Here is a 17,647-nt window from a genome sequence, read left to right on the forward strand (position 1 = left end):
TTTAACAATGCAGCAGTTACAGAACGTTATTGAGTCCGCTTTCGAGCGCCGTGCCGACATTACTCCGGCAAATGTAGATACCGTAACCCGCGAAGCGGTGAATCAGGTTATTTCTTTACTGGATTCCGGTGCACTGCGCGTCGCAGAGAAGATTGAGGGTCAGTGGGTCACGCATCAGTGGCTGAAAAAGGCGGTCCTGCTCTCTTTCCGTATTAACGATAATCAGGTCATCGAAGGTGCGGAAAGCCGTTACTTCGATAAAGTACCGATGAAATTCGCCAACTATGACGTAGCGCGCTTCCAGAAGGAAGGTTTCCGTGTGGTTCCGCCTGCGGCCGTGCGTCAGGGTGCGTTTATCGCCCGTAACACCGTGCTGATGCCATCTTACGTAAACATCGGCGCTTATGTTGATGAAGGTACGATGGTTGATACCTGGGCGACAGTCGGTTCCTGCGCGCAAATCGGTAAAAACGTACACCTGTCCGGCGGCGTTGGCATCGGCGGCGTACTGGAGCCGTTACAGGCTAACCCGACCATCATCGAAGACAACTGCTTCATCGGCGCACGTTCTGAAGTGGTTGAAGGCGTAATCGTCGAAGAAGGCTCTGTTATTTCTATGGGCGTGTACATCGGTCAGAGCACCCGTATTTACGATCGTGAAACTGGCGAAGTGCATTATGGTCGCGTTCCGGCAGGCTCCGTGGTCGTCTCCGGCAACCTGCCGTCGAAAGATGGTAAATACAGCCTGTACTGCGCGGTGATTGTGAAGAAAGTCGATGCCAAAACGCGTGGCAAAGTGGGAATCAACGAGCTGTTACGCACCATCGACTAACAGCGATTTGAAAAAGCGGGCTTAGCCCGCTTTTTTTACATCTGCGAGTGGCATAAACAAGGCTTTTCGTTAATTATTCAATGGTTATAGTGAGCTTAAGGGTACCGCTATGTATGACAATCTGAAAAGTCTGGGCATTACTAATCCTGAAGAGATCGATCGTTACAGCCTGCGGCAAGAAGCCAACAACGATATCCTGAAAATCTATTTCCAGAAGGATAAAGGCGAGTTTTTTGCCAAGAGCGTGAAGTTCAAATATCCCCGTCAGCGCAAAACGGTGGTTGCCGATGGCGTCGGCCAGGGTTACAAAGAAGTGCAGGAGATCAGTCCCAACCTGCGCTATGTGATCGACGAACTGGATCAGATCTGCCAGCGCGATCGCAGCGAAGTCGATCTTAAACGCAAGATCCTTGATGATTTACGTCATCTTGAAAGCGTTGTGACCAACAAGATCAGCGAAATTGAAGCCGATCTCGAAAAACTGACGCGTAAATAAGCCGTTTGTTGCCGGATGGCGGCGTCTTACGCCTTATCAGGCCTACAGGTATATCCTCGTAGGCCTGATAAGCTAGCGCCATCAGGCAATTAATCAATGCTGTTCATCCAGTTGTAACGCCACATACAGCAGCAGTCGGTCGTCAAAGTTCCCCAGATCCAGCCCGGTCAGTTCTGAAATACGATTCAGGCGATATTCCAGCGTATTGCGATGAATAAACAGTGCCTTTGAGGTCGCCAGTGGCTGGACGTTATGACGAAACCATGCCGCCAATGTCCGACGCAGCAACCCGTTGTTATCCATCGCCTTCAGCCTCACCAACGGACGCGCCAGCTCATTGGCCTGCCAGCCGCCGCGCAGGCTGTCCAGCAGTACTGGCAGCATCAAATCCTGATAGAAATAGCTACGGCTTTCCGGCATCCGCTGTTTACCGACCATCATGGTAGTGCGCGCCGTACGATACGAACGGGCAATGCTACCGGGCCCGGTAAAATAGTTGCCCAGCGATACGCGAAACCGCAGCTGTCCGTTCTCTTTCATACGGGCAATAAGCTGCTCAACGCGCTTACGATGATCTTCAGCGTCCCAGCGGCCAAACTGATTGAGCGCCGGTTTCAGCACCACCATCTCAGTCAGAGAAACAATCGCAATCAGATTATTACGTTCGGGCGTAGTCAACGCATTCTGCAATTGCTGTAGCTCCGTCATTGCACTGTCGACGCCAAGCTGGCCACTATCGACCTCCAATACCGCCACCACGCGCGGCTGGTTCAAATCAATGCCTAAACGCTGAGCCCATTCCATCAGCGCTGGCGTATTCTCTTCCGCCTGAATCAGGTTCATCACCAGCTCTTCACGCAGACGGCTATCCTGCGCTAACAGATGCATCAAGCGCGACTGTTCCAGCATCATCTCGGCGGTCATACACACTAACTCGCCGTATTTGCGCAGATGTTCCGGCTCGCCGGTAAGGCCGATAACGCCAACGATTTCGCCTTCCAGACGCAGCGGCAGGTTTATCCCCTGTCGTACACCGTGCAAGTGACGTGCAACCGCATCGTCGATATCGACCACCCGCCCTTGCGAAAGCACCAGCAGTGCGCCTTCGTGCAATTCACCAATACGTTCGCGATCGCCGCTGCCGATTATCCGCCCACGGGCATCCATTACGTTGATATTGGTATCAATGATGCGCATGGTACGCGCCACGATATCCTGCGCCATTTTGGTATCAAGATGCCAACCAGCCATAAAACCCTCCTGTGAGCAGAGCTCAAGCATAGGGAAGATAATAAGCGGCGGCATTGTGCAAATGCACAAAGCGAAAGGGAGAAGTATGGAGTTGTGGGAAGTATCACAAAAAGAAACCCCTTCCTGTGCAGGAAGGGGTTCAGGGAGATTACTGCATCAACAGATAGATGGAGCTGTCACCGCGCTGAATGTTCAGCGCCAGCACAGCCGGTTTGCTGTCGAGGATTTTGCGCAGTTCAGCGATGTTTTTCACCGGTTGCTGGTTCGCGCCGATAATCACATCCCCTTTCTTCAGGCCAATCTGTGCAGCCGGAGAATTCGGTTTCACGTCGCTTACCACGACACCTTTGTCCTGGCCTTTGTTGCTCATATCGGCACCTTCGATGCCTTTAAAGATAGAGCTGGAGTCAACCTGAGTCTGGCTGCTCTGCTGCAATTCCAGGTTCACGGTGACCGGCTTACCGTCACGCAGCAGACCCAGGGTGATTTTGCTGCCAACCGGCATCGTACCGACCTGCGCACGCAGGGCGGCGAAGCTGCTGATCGGTTTGCCATTCAGGGAGGTAATCACATCCCCAGCTTTAATCCCCGCTTTCGCTGCGGAAGAGTTCGGCATCACCTGGCTGACGAATGCGCCACGCTGGGCGTCAACTTTCATCGCTTTCGCCAGCTCAGAGCTCAGCTCGGTACCCATAATGCCCAGCTCACCGCGTTTAACCTGGCCAAACTCAACCATCTGCGAGGTCAGGTTTTTCACCATGTTGCTTGGGATCGCAAAACCGATACCGATGTTACCGCCGTCCGGCGCGAGGATCGCGGTGTTAATACCGATCAGCTCACCGTTCAGGTTGACCAGCGCACCACCGGAGTTACCCCGGTTGATCGCAGCATCCGTCTGAATAAAGTTTTCATAGTTCTCCGCATTCAGGCCACTACGTCCCAGCGCAGAAACAATACCGGAAGTCACCGTTTCACCGAGGCCAAACGGGTTACCAATTGCCACGGTGTAATCACCCACGCGCAGCGCATCGGAATCTGCCAGCTTAATCGCCGTCAGGTTTTTCGGATCCTGAATTTGGATCAGCGCGATATCGGAGCGCGGATCTTTACCCACGATCTTCGCGTCAAATTTACGACCATCGCTTAACTGAACTTTAATCACCGTGGCGTTATCTACCACGTGGTTATTGGTCACGACATACCCTTTCGCGGCATCAATAATTACGCCGGAACCGAGTGCCATAAATTTCTGCTGCTGGCCGCCGCCGTTACCAGCGCCCGGTGCGCCGCCCTGGCAGAACGGTGAACTCTGGAACGGAGAACCGTCCTGGCAGAACGGTGAATTATCACCGAAGAACTGCTGGAAATTACGCGGCATGCGCGGCGTATTTACCGTCGTGCTCCCCTCGACGTTAATACTTACCACCGATGGCATCACTTTTTCGAGCATCGGGGCCAGGCTTGGCATCTGTTGGGCGGTCATTGCTGAAGACGACGTCTCAGCCGCTGTAGCAGACAGGGGGGACAACGCCAAACCTAAACTCAGAGCCAGTGCACTCATTGCTAATGTGGTTTTTTTCATGTGTTTCGTTCTCGATTAACAGGTAACGCAAAATTGCTGTATACGTCAGAGTCGTTTTATAACGCTAAGTTCCGGAATTGAGTTTAAGGAAAAAGTAAAATTTTATTGGCCGTCTTTACAAATGAGTATTTATTGTTCTACGGCCATCAAGCGACGATATTCATCCCAGGCATACAAATCTGTCATCCCGCTGATATAATCCTGGATCAACCGGCAGCGATAATAATATTCCAGAACCGAAGACTCGGCGCACCCCGTCGATATTTTACTAACCGCCTCAACATACGCAAGACGATGGCGGGTAGACAACTTCTGAAATAAACGGGACTCGATAGGAAAACGTTTTACTCTTTCATTGTCGACCAGTTCAGAAAAATCTGACTGAGACATTTTCAATAACGGTTGATAGATCTCCAGCAACCCGCTGATCACCCGATAGCCCTGTAATTCCAGTTGCTCAACATCCGGATGGCTAAATACATGTTTTACCGCCACATTTTTATAAACACCCAGTAACTGGCTGAAGCTACTGGCATCTTCTAGCAGCGCATGATTAAAGCTGCCTTCATAAATCTGCGGCAAATTATCAATAAACCGCTGGGCCGCATATGGCACCAGTTTATTCAGCGTATTGACGCGTAAATACATAAAGAACTGATCTTCGGTACTCCGGCTTAATGTATTTGAACGTGACTTCTCCCAGGCGTTCTCAACAACCTGGCTAAACAGGGAACCTTTATCATGCTGCCCCCACGCCTCATGCAGGTGGTGATAAAGTTGCTCGACGCTAAAGATTCTTTTCTCAACGGCATCTTCCAGATCCGCCACGCAATAAGAGATATCATCGGCAGCTTCCATAATCCAGGTTAATGGAAAGCGACTGTAAGGCGCTAATGATAATTCTTTACGCAACCGCTCAATATACGGTTCTTCAGAAAGGTAATAACCCGGTTTCTTCATTAAATAGTTGTGCGTCTCGGGTGCACTGCCGCGCCACCACGCCGGACGGGTATATTTTAAAATACCGCCGACCTGCGCCCAGGTAAGGTTCATACGCATCAACGTATGCACAAGGCGAATACCCTGTGCATTGCCTTCAAAATGGCACAGGTCCTGGCGCACCTTGCGGCGAATATCATTCAGCGACTCCTCGCCTTCACGCAATCGTAATGCCGTCACCTGGCAACGGTCATCACTTAGGGGCTGGCTTTCTGCGTCGGCGGGATACAGTCGCTGGAGAAACCAGTCATTAATTGCCGCCTCCCCGAAATGGCCAAACGGCGGATTGCCAATGTCATGCATCAGGCAGGACATTTCGACAATACTCTCAAATGGCCCTGTCAGTTCATCCAGGCCATACTGCTCCAGCAGCTTTAGTTCTTTCAGTCGGCTGAGGATCTCTTTGGCGATATAGCGCCCAACCTGCTGAACTTCCATCGAGTGCGTCAAGCGCGTGCGTACTGCCGCATTACGCTCCAGCGGAAAGACCTGCGTTTTTTGTTGCAGTCGGCGAATGGCCGGTGAATTGATAATACGTCCGCGATCGCTTTCGAAAATACGCAGGATCTCATGCTCAGTCTTCACGCCCTGCGGCGAACGGTAACGACGATGCCAGTTTATTTTTTTTCGGAAATCGATCTGTGCCATGTCCTCTCCCGCCTGAGAAATGCGCTACCCCTTAAGCGCATGATAGACTATGCCCTCAAATCTGGCTTATCGCGAGTAAATCTATGAAAATCGGCATCATTGGTGCAATGGAAGAAGAAGTTACGCTGCTGCGTGACAAAATCGAAAACCGTCAGACCATCGCGCTCGGCGGTTGTGAAATTTACACCGGCCAACTGAACGGTACAGAGGTTGCGCTGCTGAAATCGGGTATCGGTAAAGTGGCTGCGGCACTGGGCGCTACGCTGCTGCTTGAACGCTGCAAGCCGGACGCCATCATTAATACCGGTTCTGCAGGTGGCCTGGCCTCTACTCTGAAAGTCGGGGATATCGTAGTTTCTGACGAAGCGCGCTATCACGACGCCGACGTCACTGCCTTTGGCTATGAATTTGGTCAGCTACCGGGCTGCCCGGCTGGTTTTAAAGCCGATCCTGCGTTGATTGCTGCCGCAGAGTCTTGTATCGCCGAACTCAATCTGAACGCCGTTCGCGGACTTATCGTCAGCGGCGATGCCTTCATTAATGGTTCCGTGGGACTGGCTAAAATTAAGCATAACTTCCCGCAGGCGATTGCCGTTGAGATGGAAGCGACCGCAATTGCGCACGTTTGCCACAACTTTAACGTGCCATTTGTCGTGGTTCGCGCTATCTCTGACGTTGCCGATCAGCAGTCCCATCTCAGCTTTGACGAATTCCTGGTGGTTGCCGCGAAGCAGTCAAGTCTGATGGTTGAAACGCTGGTACAGAAACTGGCGCATGGCTAAATTACTTTCCAGGGCGCTGGTCGCCCTGCTTTTCACTCTCCCGGCGTTCCTTTACGCCGCGCCGCGTGTTGTGACGCTTTCTCCTGCCAATACTGAACTCGCTTTTGCCGCTGGCATTACCCCCGTTGGCGTCAGCAGCTATTCAAACTACCCGCCAGAAGCCAAAAATATTGAGGAAGTCTCAACCTGGCAAGGGATGAATCTTGAACGTATTGTGGCGCTGAAACCTGATTTGGTTGTCGCCTGGCGCGGGGGAAATGCTGAGCGGCAGGTGAATCAACTGACCTCTCTGGGTATTAAGGTCATCTGGGTGGACGCCGTTACCATTGAGCAGGTTGCCGATGCGCTACGCCAATTAGCGGCATGGAGCCCCAAGCCTGAACAAGCTAAACAGGCGGCACAAACCATGCTTGATGACTATGCTTTACTTAAATCTCAGTATGCCAACAAACCTAAAAAACGCGTGTTTCTCCAGTTTGGCGCCAATCCCCTGTTTACCAGTGGAAAAGGTTCTATTCAGCACGAAGTTCTTGAGGTATGCGGCGGAGAAAACATCTTTGCCGGTAGTCGGGTTCCCTGGCCGCAGGTTAGCCGTGAGCAGGTCCTGGCACGAGCCCCCCAGGCTATTGTTGCCACAGGCGGTCCGGGCGAAACTCTGAAAATTGAGCAATACTGGGGAAACCAGCTAAAAATACCCATTATTACACTTAATAGTGACTGGTTCGAACGCGCGAGCCCGCGTATTATCCTCGCCGCAAAACAACTCTGTAATGCGCTTTCACAGATAAATTAGCGCCTGCCCCACCAGGTCTGTTGTGAGGATTTAAAAATGCTCGTCTATTGGCTTGATATTGTCGGCACCGCGGTATTTGCAATCTCTGGCGTATTACTGGCCGGAAAATTACGTATGGATCCGTTTGGCGTCCTGGTACTCGGCGTGGTTACCGCCGTCGGTGGTGGTACGATCCGCGATATGGCGCTGGATAATGGACCGGTTTTTTGGGTTAAGGATCCGACCGATCTGGTGGTGGCGATGATCACCAGCATGCTGACGATCCTGTTGGTACGTCAACCAAGACGCATACCGAAATGGATCCTTCCGGTGCTGGATGCCGTTGGCCTGGCGGTGTTCGTGGGTATTGGCGTCAACAAGGCATTTCTCGCAGGAACAGGGCCGCTGGTGGCGATTTGTATGGGGGTGATTACCGGCGTTGGTGGTGGGATCATTCGCGATGTGTTAGCTCGTGAAGTCCCGATGATTTTGCGCACCGAGATCTACGCCACAGCCTGTATTATCGGCGGGATCGTGCATGCAACGGCGTTTTATACCTTTGATGTTTCACTGGAAAACGCCAGTATGATGGGGATGATTGTCACCCTGCTGATTCGGCTTGCCGCCATTCGCTGGCATCTGAAATTGCCGACGTTTGCGCTGGATGATAACGGGCGTTGATAGGACGATACAGAACATGTAGGCCGGATAAGGCGTTTACGCCGCCATCCGGCACATTGCCCGGTGGCGCTGCGCTTACCGGGCCTACAACATCAGACCATCAGTATTACAGACAGCAATCAGATGCTGAAAGAAGAACCACACCCGCAGGTGCTTTTCGCATTCGGGTTAGTCACAACGAAGCGGGAACCTTCCAGACCTTCGGTATAGTCAACCGCACCGCCCACCAGATATTGCAGGCTCATCGGATCAACGACCAGACCAACACCTTGTTTCTCAATGGTCATATCACCTTCATTCACCTGGTCATCAAAGGTGAAACCGTACTGGAAACCGCTGCAACCACCGCCAGTGATATACACGCGTAATTTCAGATTCGGGTTTTCTTCGTCAGCGATCAGGCTTTTTACTTTATTGGCTGCTGCTTCAGTAAATTGCAGTGGCAGCGCTACGTCATCACTCATATTTTGCTCCAAACGACATCGGCAATTGGGTAAATTTCAACCCAATATTTTGGGCCATTATCTAATACCCTGGTATTTCGTTCAAGTATTCTCGCCAGCGGCAGTCCCCTGGCTTTTCGCCGCCTGCTCCGCTTCCTGTTTTGCCAGCGTACGAGCAAGGATAGTCGAGTATAGCGGCTTTCCGCCCATAAATTGGGCTAATAGTGTTGCGCCAAGACAGGTAATAATCATTGGCAAAATGAGCTGATAGTTATCGGTCATCTCCAGCACCAGCACAATACCCGTTAGCGGCGCACGTACCGAAGCCGCCAACAATGCCCCCATTCCGGCGATGGCAAAGGTTCCGGCCTCCAGGTGATACTGCGGAAAAGAGGCCGCTGCAGCCATACCGAACGCAGTGCCAAGCAACGTGCCCAACGCCAGCATCGGGGCAAAGATCCCACCGGGCGCGCCGGATGAGAAGCACAGCAGCGTGGTGATCACCCGGGTGATAAATATAAACAGCAACAGACCGACGCTAAAATTGCCTGCTGCGGCAATCGGGATCAGGTTAAAGCCACCGCCTGCCGCTTCAGGTTGAATTAATCCGAGGATCCCGCACAGGCCACCGATCGCGCCGCCCATCAGCACCCATTTTTTAATTTCACCGCCGTGAAAGCGCTGGAACATATCCTGGGTACGCAACACCATAGTGTTGAACAACGGCCCGACACAGCCAAAAATAAGTCCGAGCACCAGATACAGCCACAGTGTATTTACTGGCGCATTAGACAACTTTCCGACTTCAATAATCGGGGCTTCGCCGTTGAAAATACGAAACACAATGCTCGACATTATAACGCCGGTAAACACGGCTTTGATCGACACGAGGTTATAGCGAAACTGCGGGCGCATCTCTTCAATAATGAACAGGATCCCCGCCAGCGGAGCGTTAAACGCCGCCGAAAGACCCGCTGCCGCACCGGTAGCCAATAAGGTATGTCGCGCTTCGGCGCTACGCATGCGGAAAATATCCAGCACCATGCGCCCGAGGTTACCACCAATCTGCACGGTCGGACCTTCCCGCCCAAGCACCATGCCGGCTCCCAGCGTGCCCATGCCGCCAATAAATTTCACCGGCAGAACGCGCCACCAGCGCACCGGTCGCAGCTCTTCAAGCGCGCCTTCAATCTCTGGGATCCCCGAACCACCGGCTTCCGGCGCAAACTTACGCACCAGGAAATAGCCGACCATCGCCAGCAACGCGGAAAGGATAAACGCCAACGGCCACAGCAGAATGGCATGGTCCGCAACCTGAGCCAGCGCGCCAATGCGCTGATTCTGCACCCAGGTCACCGCTTTCTCAAATGCCACGCCAACAAGCCCTGTCACTGTACCCACTACGGCAGCCATCAACAGGATCGCCAACGGCGTTTTGTCTCGTTCCAGGAGACGACGAATTTGATCCCTGCGGCGTAAACGCACAATTTGTTGTGCTTCAAAAGAGGGAGTGTCTGTCTTCATCAGATGATCATTAATTGGTAATACAAATACGGAATCGGCATTCTACTCGCACATTTCACGAAAATCCCCTGCAAATCGTATTGTTTCAAATGCGTAAAACTTTCATAACCTTCTCTGAATAACTAGAATAGCGGGCATTTACTTTTTCTACGAACCAGGACCCCATCCATGAGTAAGTCTGAAAATCTCTACAGCGCAGCACGCGAACTTATCCCAGGCGGCGTTAACTCCCCCGTTCGCGCCTTTACTGGCGTGGGTGGTACTCCGCTGTTTATCGAAAAAGCCGACGGCGCGTATCTGTACGATGTCGATGGTAAAGCCTATGTTGACTACGTCGGTTCCTGGGGACCGATGGTGCTGGGCCATAATCACCCGGCAATCCGTAATGCGGTGATTGAAGCAGCGGAGCGCGGTTTAAGCTTCGGCGCACCGACCGAAATGGAAGTGAAAATGGCGGAGCTGGTCACTGAACTCGTGCCGACCATGGACATGGTGCGTATGGTGAACTCCGGTACGGAAGCGACGATGAGCGCAATCCGTCTGGCGCGCGGTTTCACCGGTCGCGATAAAATCATCAAATTTGAAGGCTGCTACCACGGCCACGCCGATTGCCTGCTGGTTAAAGCCGGTTCCGGCGCGTTAACGCTGGGTCAGCCGAACTCTCCGGGCGTTCCGGCCGATTTCGCGAAACACACCCTGACCTGCACCTACAACGATCTTTCTTCAGTACGTGCGGCATTTGAACAGTATCCGCAGGAGATCGCCTGCATCATCGTTGAACCGGTTGCGGGCAACATGAACTGCATCCCGCCGCTGCCGGAATTCCTGCCGGGTCTGCGTGCCCTGTGCGATGAGTTTGGCGCACTGTTGATCATTGATGAAGTAATGACCGGTTTCCGCGTAGCGCTGGCTGGTGCGCAGGATTATTACGGTGTCGTGCCGGATCTGACCTGCCTCGGTAAAATCATCGGTGGTGGGATGCCCGTTGGCGCATTCGGTGGCCGCCGCGATGTGATGGACGCGCTGGCGCCGACCGGTCCGGTTTACCAGGCGGGTACGCTTTCCGGTAACCCAATCGCAATGGCGGCAGGTTATGCCTGTCTGACCGAAGTCGCTCAACCGGGTATTCATGAAACGCTGAACGAACTGACGACGCGTCTGGCGGAAGGTCTGCTGGAAGCTGCCGAAGAAGCGAATATTCCGCTGGTGGTTAACCATGTGGGCGGGATGTTCGGGATTTTCTTCACCGATGCAGAAACCGTAACCTGCTATCAGGATGTGATGGCATGTGACGTTGAACGCTTCAAGCGTTTCTTCCACATGATGCTGGATGAAGGAATTTATCTGGCGCCGTCCGCGTTCGAAGCAGGCTTTATGTCCGTGGCGCACAGTGAAGACGATATCAATAACACCATCGACGCCGCGCGCCGGGTGTTTGCGAAATTGTAAAAAAGAGAACGTGCAGAAATGTAGGCCGGGTAAGGCGAAGCCGCCACCCGGCTTTTTTATTGCCGGATGTCGACGCAAAACGTCTTATCCGGCCTACATGAAAGGGGTCAGCCTCAGCGGCTCTGCTTTCTCAACAGATAGATAAAGTACGGCGCGCCAATAAACGTCGACAATAACCCCGCCGGGATCTGATACGGAAACAGCACCATCCTGCCGCACCAGTCAGCAAAGACCAGCAACACGCCACCCGCCAGCGCCGAAATCAGCATATGCGGCATCGCCCGACGAAAACCCATCATACGGGCAATATGCGGCGCCATCAGCCCGACAAAGCTCAACGGTCCAATAGTCATGGTGGCTGTCGCCGTCAACCCTGCCGCCAGCAACAGTAACCCTACGCGTGATGGCGTGATAGCCATGCCGACAGCCCGCGCCGTATCGCCGCCGAGCGGTAAAATTGTCAGCCAACGGCGGCACAGCGGCGTCATCGCCAGCAGAATCACCATCACAATCCCGGTACGCAGTACCTGCTCTCCACTCGCGTTATAGGTTGAACCGGAAATCCAGGTCAACACGCCCGCCATGCGCGGATCGCCGCTGGCCTGCAGCATCATCAGCAGCATAGTAAACGCCGTACTGAGCGCCATGCCGGCCAGCAGCATACGGTGCGGTGAAAAACCACCGCGCCCGGCGGCAATCATAATGATAAGCAGAGTAGCCGCGGCCCCGAGGCTTCCGGCAGGCAGCAGCCAGCCAAAAGCATTTCCGGGGACCAAAAACAGCATGAGCACCACGCCAAATGCCGCACCGGAGCTAATGCCCAGCACTTCCGGACTGGCCATCGGATTGCCCGTCAGACGCTGAATAATACAGCCCGCTACCGCCAGCATCACCCCGGCAATCAGGGCCGCCAGAATGCGAGGCCAGCGCCAGGGCATCAGCTCATCCAGCATCGCGCCGCTGGCCCATGTCCAGCCATGTGCGTCGCGGCCAAACGACAGCGCCACCACGAGGGTTAGCAACAAGATTACGCCACCGGCCAGCGCAAACATCAGCACATTCTGACGTTCAGCGGCGATGCGATTACTGGCGTTCATATCCGGGGCGCTCATACTCCTCAAGCGCGGCAACAACCACAGCAGCAACGGTGCGCCAATCAACGCCGTCACTGAACCGGTGGAGACTTCCATCCATACGCGGGTCAACCACAGAATGATTTGGTCGGAGAGCCAGAGGATCAACGCACCAATCAGCGGGGCCAGTACCAGACGCGCCAGCAAACGTCGCGCACCGAGCATTTTCGCCAGCAGCGGTGCAAACAGACCAATAAAGCCGATAATCCCAACCGCGTTAACCAGTAAGGCGCTGATGACAATGGCCAGCGATAACGCCGCCAGACGCGCCAGCGACAACGCCAGACCGAGGTTACGCGCCACGCCGTCATCCAGTCCCATCAACGTCATTGGGCGTAATAACAACAGAGTCAGCATCACGCCGCCCAGCAGCTGCGGCCACAGACGCTGTACGCCACTCCAGTCGGTTTGCGTTAGCGTGCCACTGCTCCATAAAAACATGCTTTGCAGCTGATCGTGATGGAAGATAACCATCAACTGGTTAATCGCCCCGCAGTACAGGCTGACCACCAGCCCGGCAAGGATTAACGTCACCGGAGAAAGACGTTTGCCCCAGGCAACGCCAAACACCAGCGCCCCAACAACACATGCCCCTGCCAGCGCCGCAAATTGCATGGTCAACGCGCCAGGGATTGCCCACAGCGTGGTAACCGTAATGCCCAACTGCGCCCCGGTCGCAACGCCCAGTGTGGTTGGCTCCGCCAGAGGGTTACGCAACACCTGCTGAAACAATACGCCGACCAGCCCCAGCCCGGCGCCGACCAGCAGAGAAATCGCCAGCCTCGGCAGCAGGCTATAGTGAAAAACCATCTGCTCAATGATGTCGATATCCGGTGACCAGATAGCCTGTTGCCACTGACTGCGCGGTAGCGCAACGGAGAAGTTAACCCATGTCAGCCAGCAGGCAGCAACAAACAGCACCAACAACAGCAACGCCGGATGGCGGCTTCGCCTTATCCGGCCTACAAAGCGCCCAAACCGTAGGTCGGATAAGGCGCTTTTTGCGCCGCCATCCGGCATTTCAAGTTTCCTGCTCACGCTTTGCCTCCCAACGCATTATCCAGAATACGGGCAAAATGCATGGCCGATAGCGTTGCGCCATAAAACCAAACGGCAGGCACACGTTGAAAACGTCCGCTACGGACAAACGGCATCGCCTGCCATAATGGCGTAGACATCAGCCCAGCCATCTCTTTATCGTTGCCGTGATCAAAGCACAGCACATCGACATCCTTATAAGCAGCCAGACGGTCAATACTCACGGCAGTGCTACCCCAGAAGTTTGTTTCTCCCTGCCAGGCATTAGGGATCCCATATTCGTCCAGTACGTCCTGGAACAGGCTGTTTGAGCCAAACACCAGCATATGTCGCGAATCAAGCAAGGACGTAAGCAATACGGGGCGCGCGCCACGTTGAATGAAGCGCGGTTTCAGGCTGGCGATAAAACGATCGTACTCGGTCAGATGGCGTTCAGCAGAGGCTTGCAGATTGAACAATTGCGCCATTTCCTGCAGCGATTGTCGCGCAACGGCCAGCGGCTTTTTGCCATCGCTGAAGTTAAATCCCCGGCCAGGTGCAATCCGCGCCAGCTTTTCAGGGGAAGGACCATAGCCTGCCGACCAGAGCAGAAATGAGGGCTTCATTTCGGTCAGCAGTTCGAGATTGGGCTCCGTACGTAGCCCGACGTCAATCACCGAATCAGGCAGAGGAGGTTCACTGACCCACAGCTTGTAGTTAGGGATATCTGCGATGCCGTACGGCGTAATCCCCAGCGCCAGCAGCAGCTCTACCGGCAGCCATTCCAGCGCGACAATGCGCTGTGGATCAACCGCCGCGGCGTGCGCCGTATTCATCCGCCACAGCAGAGGCGACAGCGCCATCGCCGTAAGCAATCGCCGACGGGTAATATGATGTAATCCGATCATTAATAGACAAAACTCACGGGTGCGGCACCGGCCGGATGCGGCAAAATGCCCATCGGGATACCGTAAATTTGTTCCAGAGTTTCACTGCGCATCAGTTCAGCTGGCGTTCCTTGAGAAATCATCTCACCGCCGCGCAGCGCAACGAGGTAATCGCAGTAGCGGGCCGCCATATTGATATCATGCAGCACCGCAACCACCGTCAGCCCTCGCTGCTGGCTTAAGCGGTGCACCAGCGCCAGCACGTCAACCTGATGGGCGATATCCAGCGCGGATGTTGGTTCATCAAGCAGCAGGCAGCGGCTGTCCTGTGCCACCAGCATGGCAATCCACGCACGTTGGCGTTCCCCACCGGACAGGCTATCGACCAGACGGTGCGCCAGCGGTTTTAAACCGACCAGCGAAATCGCTTCTTCTACTTTCTCTCTATCGGCAACGCCAAAACGCCCCAGCGCCCCGTGCCATGGATAACGACCAATCGCCACCAGTTCGCGTACGGTCATCCCTTCTGCCTGCGGCAGCTGTTGCGGCAGGTAGGCGACCTTGCGGGCAAACGCTTTGCTGCTCCAGCTCTCCAGCGGCTGTTCATCGAGCAGGATTTCACCTTCTGACGGCGGCTGATGACGTCCCAGCATTTTCAATAACGTCGATTTACCGGAACCGTTGTGGCCGATAAGACCAGTCACTTTCCCCACAGGAAAAGTTAATGAGAGAGGATGCAAAAGCGTGCGGCCAGGCACACGAAAGGAGACATTACGCAACGCAAAAGTGGTGTCGGGATGGGATCTGTTTTCCTGCATAGCAGCCAACTTGTAAAACGGGCACGCAAAGCGTGCCCAAAGAGAAATTAGAAACGGAAGGTTGCAGTTGCAACGACCTGACGTTCTGCGCCCCAGAAGCAGCCATAGGTATTGAAGCAGCTGGCGACGTATTCACGGTCAAACAGGTTGTTCACATGCAGCGCCACGTTGGAGCCAGCCATACCTACACGCGCCAGATCGTAACGCACTAACGCATCTACCAGCGTGTAGCTTCCCACTTTGAAGGAGTTTGCCGGATCGCCATAACTGGAACTAGTATAACGAACACCCGTACCCAACGTCAGCCCGGAAAGCGCACCATCATAGAGGGTGTAATCCCCCCACAGTGATGCCATATGTTTTGGCACCTGGGCAGGCGTATTGCCTTTGTAGTTGGTGTCAGTGGTGTATTCCGCATCGGTATAGGTATAAGAACCAACCACGTTAACGCTGGCTGACAGCGCCGCTTTCGCTTCAATTTCTACACCACGTGAGCGAATTTCGCCGCCTTCAACTGACCAGATCGATCCATTCGGGTCGGCCATCAGGTTGTTGGTTTTGGTCAACTGGTAAACAGCACCGGTCAACACGATCGGACGATCGCTCGGTACGTACTTCACGCCCGCTTCGTACTGCTTACCTTTAGATGGCGCAAAGATATTACCGCTTTCCCCAACCTGAGAATTTGGTTCAAACGATTCGCTGTAGCTGAAATACGGGGTTACACCGTTATCGAACAGATAGTTAACACCGCCACGCCAGGTGAACTGTCGGTCATCACGGGAGTCCAGCACACCAGAAACTCGGTTCAGAGAGTCCTGCTTAGCCCAGTCGTAACGACCGCCCAGAGTGACTAGCACCTTATCCCACTGCATCTGATCCTGAGCGTACAGGCCCGTTTGTTCCTGTTTATTCAGAACGCGATAAGCTGCGCCAGGTCCAGGGTGCGAGCCAAAGTCAAAATCGCTACGGTCAAGATTATAGATATCAGACGGCGCTACCGAACCAGCCCAACCGAACCAGGAGTTGATATCGTTACGCATACGCATATAGTCAACGCCGGTCAGCAATGTGTGATCCAGGGAACCGGTGGCGAATGTGCTCTGCAACTGGGTATCAACAGAGAAATTCTGCAATTTTTCATTATCGTCAACGTACTGACGAGTCAGCGTGTGATCCCAATCAGACTGAGGGATGCTGGCGCAAGGGCTGTTAGCCGGATCTTTGGTATACAGCGGATCGGAGCACATGCCGTAGCCGTACACGCTTTTCTGCGACACTTTGTTTTGCGCGTAGCGCAGGTTCTGACGTACGGTAAAGGTGTCGTTAAATTCGTGGTCGAAGCTGTAGCCCACCATCTTCTCGTTACGAGAGTAGGTATTGTTTGTCCGCACCTTCGTTGAAATCGGTCGGCAGACGTGAACCATTTGGCAGCTTAGACACGGTCCCCTCTTTCGGCAACCAGCCGTAATAACCGGTTTCCGGCTCGTTCTGGAAGTAGGAGAGGAAGGTGAAATTCGTCTTATCATTCGGACGCCATGTGAAAGATGGCGCGATGGCATAACGTTGTTCTTCTGCGCCCTGCTGCTGCGCATTCGCGGAACGCGCCAGGCCGGTCAGACGGTATGAGTACACACCATCGTCATCCAGCGCATCGCTGAAGTCAAAACCGGTCTGGAACAGACTGTCTGTGCCCATTTTGAACTGAACTTCTTTCAGCGGCTCCGTTGTCGGGCGCTTGCTGACCATGTTCAACAACCCACCCGGGTTGCTCTTTCCGTACAGAACGGAAACCGGACCACGCATCACTTCAGCGCGTTCCAGCATATAGGGGTCGATAACCGCATCGTTGTAGAAGTTGCCCTGCATCTTCAGGCCATTCAGATAGTTATTCTGACTTTGGCCGTCGGCGGCAAATCCGCGAATAATCAGGTAGTCATAGGTATTAGAAGCACCACGCGTGCCCACGGCAACGCCCGGGGTGTAGCTGAGTGCTTCTTTAACCGATTTCGGCTGATGCAACGCCATCTCTTCGGCGGTGACCACTGAAATAGACTGCGGAACTTTCTGAATAGGAGTATCTGTTTTGGTCGCCGTAGCAGACTGTCGTGCAGCGATGGTTGCCGCTGGCCCCCATGCGCTTTCCTGCGGAGCAGGTGCAGCAGTTACGGTGATGGTTTCTTCTTTCGGGTCAACCGCCGCCTGTGCATAGACAGACATGCCGCTAACCGCTGTGGCTACCACTACTGCGATTTTACGCAGCGATGAACTTGGCTGAGCAGTTTTAAGACGCGCCATTGGTATTTCTCTGATGAAAGTGAATGATAACGTAA

15 protein-coding genes and 1 pseudogene are annotated in these 17,647 nt (G+C 53.8%); 6 read left to right on the top strand and 10 right to left on the bottom strand.

All coding sequences use genetic code 11. From position 1 onward, the window contains the following. Window positions 1–7: 7 nt before the first annotated feature. Together dapD and IB222_RS18635 are read left to right on the top strand one after the other, a co-directional pair. Window positions 8–832 carry a 2,3,4,5-tetrahydropyridine-2,6-dicarboxylate N-succinyltransferase gene (gene dapD, locus IB222_RS18630; RefSeq protein WP_149384437.1) on the top strand — a complete coding sequence of 275 codons (825 nt, stop codon included), beginning with the start codon at window positions 8–10 and terminating at the stop codon, window positions 830–832. A 109-nt stretch (window positions 833–941) separates the two neighbouring features. Further along, complete coding sequence (locus IB222_RS18635) at window positions 942–1,328, top strand: DUF3461 family protein (RefSeq protein WP_003018562.1); 387 nt, start codon at window positions 942–944, stop codon at window positions 1,326–1,328. 93 nt (window positions 1,329–1,421) lie between these two features. Here the strand turns inward: IB222_RS18635 and cdaR are convergent, their stop codons facing one another. The 3 genes from cdaR to dgt form a co-directional block, all read right to left on the bottom strand. After that, complete coding sequence (cdaR, locus tag IB222_RS18640) at window positions 1,422–2,579, bottom strand: DNA-binding transcriptional regulator CdaR (RefSeq protein WP_149384438.1); 1,158 nt, start codon at window positions 2,577–2,579, stop codon at window positions 1,422–1,424. Window positions 2,580–2,727: 148 nt separating this feature from the next. Beyond that, on the bottom strand, window positions 2,728–4,161 hold the full coding sequence (gene degP, locus IB222_RS18645; RefSeq protein WP_003018567.1) for a serine endoprotease DegP: 1,434 nt from the start codon (window positions 4,159–4,161) through the stop codon (window positions 2,728–2,730). Window positions 4,162–4,290: 129 nt separating this feature from the next. Beyond that, complete coding sequence (gene dgt / locus IB222_RS18650) at window positions 4,291–5,808, bottom strand: dGTPase (RefSeq protein ID WP_149384439.1); 1,518 nt, start codon at window positions 5,806–5,808, stop codon at window positions 4,291–4,293. A gap of 83 nt (window positions 5,809–5,891) precedes the next feature. On the opposite strand from dgt, the gene mtnN reads away from it, so the two are divergent. Genes mtnN through IB222_RS18665 form a run of 3 tightly spaced genes read left to right on the top strand, consistent with a single transcriptional unit; the run spans window position 5,892 to window position 8,043 of the window. Beyond that, on the top strand, window positions 5,892–6,590 hold the full coding sequence (gene mtnN / locus IB222_RS18655) for a 5'-methylthioadenosine/S-adenosylhomocysteine nucleosidase (protein WP_003829195.1): 699 nt from the start codon (window positions 5,892–5,894) through the stop codon (window positions 6,588–6,590). Next, complete coding sequence (gene btuF, locus IB222_RS18660) at window positions 6,583–7,383, top strand: vitamin B12 ABC transporter substrate-binding protein BtuF (protein WP_003829197.1); 801 nt, start codon at window positions 6,583–6,585, stop codon at window positions 7,381–7,383. The genes mtnN and btuF overlap by 8 nt, the downstream gene beginning before the upstream one ends. Before the next feature lie 36 nt (window positions 7,384–7,419). Next, a complete protein-coding gene (locus IB222_RS18665) occupies window positions 7,420–8,043 on the top strand; it encodes a TRIC cation channel family protein (RefSeq protein WP_003829199.1) in 624 nt (207 codons plus the stop codon). A gap of 119 nt (window positions 8,044–8,162) precedes the next feature. Here IB222_RS18665 and erpA read toward each other — a convergent pair whose 3' ends face one another. From erpA to clcA, 3 genes are read right to left on the bottom strand one after another with little or no spacing between them, the layout of a single operon-like run. Then, window positions 8,163–8,507 carry an iron-sulfur cluster insertion protein ErpA gene (erpA, locus tag IB222_RS18670; RefSeq protein WP_003829201.1) on the bottom strand — a complete coding sequence of 115 codons (345 nt, stop codon included), beginning with the start codon at window positions 8,505–8,507 and terminating at the stop codon, window positions 8,163–8,165. Then, complete coding sequence (gene yadW / locus IB222_RS18675) at window positions 8,500–8,565, bottom strand: small protein YadW (protein ID WP_122973801.1); 66 nt, start codon at window positions 8,563–8,565, stop codon at window positions 8,500–8,502. Before yadW ends, erpA begins: the two co-directional genes overlap by 8 nt. 23 nt (window positions 8,566–8,588) lie before the next feature. Continuing rightward, on the bottom strand, window positions 8,589–10,010 hold the full coding sequence (clcA, locus tag IB222_RS18680; RefSeq protein ID WP_126319194.1) for a H(+)/Cl(-) exchange transporter ClcA: 1,422 nt from the start codon (window positions 10,008–10,010) through the stop codon (window positions 8,589–8,591). 168 nt (window positions 10,011–10,178) lie between these two features. On the opposite strand from clcA, the gene hemL reads away from it, so the two are divergent. Further along, window positions 10,179–11,459 (top strand): glutamate-1-semialdehyde 2,1-aminomutase, encoded by a 1,281-nt coding sequence (gene hemL / locus IB222_RS18685; RefSeq protein WP_111466096.1) that lies wholly within the window; start codon window positions 10,179–10,181, stop codon window positions 11,457–11,459. Window positions 11,460–11,572: 113 nt separating this feature from the next. On the opposite strand, the gene fhuB is transcribed toward hemL, so the two are convergent. The 4 genes and pseudogenes from fhuB to fhuA all read right to left on the bottom strand — a co-directional run bounded on the left by fhuB (window position 11,573) and on the right by fhuA (window position 17,612). Then, a complete protein-coding gene (gene fhuB, locus IB222_RS18690; RefSeq protein WP_149384510.1) occupies window positions 11,573–13,612 on the bottom strand; it encodes a Fe(3+)-hydroxamate ABC transporter permease FhuB in 2,040 nt (679 codons plus the stop codon). 14 nt (window positions 13,613–13,626) lie between these two features. Then, window positions 13,627–14,517, bottom strand: a complete 891-nt coding sequence (gene fhuD / locus IB222_RS18695; protein ID WP_148362427.1) for a Fe(3+)-hydroxamate ABC transporter substrate-binding protein FhuD — start codon at window positions 14,515–14,517, stop codon at window positions 13,627–13,629. Continuing rightward, window positions 14,517–15,314 (bottom strand): Fe3+-hydroxamate ABC transporter ATP-binding protein FhuC, encoded by a 798-nt coding sequence (gene fhuC / locus IB222_RS18700; RefSeq protein ID WP_003829206.1) that lies wholly within the window; start codon window positions 15,312–15,314, stop codon window positions 14,517–14,519. Before fhuC ends, fhuD begins: the two co-directional genes overlap by 1 nt. A gap of 47 nt (window positions 15,315–15,361) precedes the next feature. Next, a pseudogene (gene fhuA, locus IB222_RS18705) lies at window positions 15,362–17,612 on the bottom strand (ferrichrome porin FhuA). Window positions 17,613–17,647 lie beyond the last annotated feature (35 nt).

Origin of the sequence: Citrobacter sp. C13 (assembly GCF_014596815.2) — a bacterium.
GTDB classification, from domain to species: Bacteria; Pseudomonadota; Gammaproteobacteria; order Enterobacterales; family Enterobacteriaceae; genus Citrobacter; species Citrobacter portucalensis.

Bases quoted from the DNA above. Each gene is read 5' to 3' on its own strand.
- dapD (WP_149384437.1), top strand. From the start codon at position 8: ATGCAGCAGTTACAGAACGTTATTGAGTCCGCTTTCGAGCGCCGTGCC.
- IB222_RS18635 (WP_003018562.1), top strand. From the start codon at position 942: ATGTATGACAATCTGAAAAGTCTGGGCATTACTAATCCTGAAGAGATC.
- cdaR (WP_149384438.1), bottom strand. From the start codon at position 2,579: ATGGCTGGTTGGCATCTTGATACCAAAATGGCGCAGGATATCGTGGCG.
- degP (WP_003018567.1), bottom strand. From the start codon at position 4,161: ATGAAAAAAACCACATTAGCAATGAGTGCACTGGCTCTGAGTTTAGGT.
- dgt (WP_149384439.1), bottom strand. From the start codon at position 5,808: ATGGCACAGATCGATTTCCGAAAAAAAATAAACTGGCATCGTCGTTAC.
- mtnN (WP_003829195.1), top strand. From the start codon at position 5,892: ATGAAAATCGGCATCATTGGTGCAATGGAAGAAGAAGTTACGCTGCTG.
- btuF (WP_003829197.1), top strand. From the start codon at position 6,583: ATGGCTAAATTACTTTCCAGGGCGCTGGTCGCCCTGCTTTTCACTCTC.
- IB222_RS18665 (WP_003829199.1), top strand. From the start codon at position 7,420: ATGCTCGTCTATTGGCTTGATATTGTCGGCACCGCGGTATTTGCAATC.
- erpA (WP_003829201.1), bottom strand. From the start codon at position 8,507: ATGAGTGATGACGTAGCGCTGCCACTGCAATTTACTGAAGCAGCAGCC.
- clcA (WP_126319194.1), bottom strand. From the start codon at position 10,010: ATGAAGACAGACACTCCCTCTTTTGAAGCACAACAAATTGTGCGTTTA.
- hemL (WP_111466096.1), top strand. From the start codon at position 10,179: ATGAGTAAGTCTGAAAATCTCTACAGCGCAGCACGCGAACTTATCCCA.
- fhuB (WP_149384510.1), bottom strand. From the start codon at position 13,612: ATGCCGGATGGCGGCGCAAAAAGCGCCTTATCCGACCTACGGTTTGGG.
- fhuD (WP_148362427.1), bottom strand. From the start codon at position 14,517: ATGATCGGATTACATCATATTACCCGTCGGCGATTGCTTACGGCGATG.
- fhuC (WP_003829206.1), bottom strand. From the start codon at position 15,314: ATGCAGGAAAACAGATCCCATCCCGACACCACTTTTGCGTTGCGTAAT.